The sequence below is a fragment of the Marinithermofilum abyssi genome (assembly GCF_014641195.1).
Lineage (GTDB): Bacteria > Bacillota > Bacilli > Thermoactinomycetales > DSM-45169 > Marinithermofilum > Marinithermofilum abyssi.
Genome location: NZ_BMHQ01000043.1, coordinates 1 through 586, shown reverse-complemented (window position 1 = coordinate 586; position 586 = coordinate 1). Strand labels below are relative to the sequence as shown.

The following is a 586-nucleotide window of genomic DNA, read 5'->3' as shown; positions in this document are numbered from 1 at the left end:
CCCCGACGATATCTGACGTGCAGGACGCTTCAAACCGGGTAATTTCGGGAGCTCGTTCTTGTATGTACTTCTCAGCCGCATCGAAAATTTCCTCGACGTTAACATAGGTGCGAATGTACGGCTTGCTCCCCATGGTAGTCTGCAGGTAACAATAGTGGCAGTGTCCCATGCATCCTGTAGCTAAGGGGATGGCATACTCCGCGGATGGTTTCGAGGTATCAAATTTTAAGGTTTTCCGAACCCCTACCACCAGTGTCGATTTTGCGACCCGGTACTTCTGGAAATCGTTTTCGCCGGGCAAGTTGCGCACTTGGTTGTGGGATGTGGTTTCCCTGATTTCGATCCCCATCTCTTTAAATTTCTCTTTCAGCCGCCGACCGAGTGGATAGTTCAGCGCACGGGGCTCTATATAAACCAGTTGGGGTACGAATGGTTTAACCATGGAACTCCCCTTCTTGAAAAGAGCCGATATAATGCCGGTAGGCGTATTCGGCTTCTTCTTCTGTTCGGTAAACGGCAATTTCTTCATTTAGGGGGTAATGGGTCTCGTATAAGAACAGGCTCAGCTCTCCGGGTTGTTCCGGAT

The 586-nt window shown here is 49.8% G+C and carries 2 protein-coding genes; both read right to left on the bottom strand.

Annotated elements, in window-relative coordinates:
• Positions 1-442: spore photoproduct lyase family protein (locus tag IEW70_RS17655; RefSeq protein WP_373286006.1), on the bottom strand; the 442-nt coding region annotated here is incomplete at its 3' end.
• Positions 435-586 (bottom strand): transcriptional regulator SplA domain-containing protein (locus tag IEW70_RS17650; protein WP_308423188.1); only part of this gene is annotated, 152 nt, incomplete at its 5' end. The genes IEW70_RS17655 and IEW70_RS17650, both read right to left, overlap by 8 nt.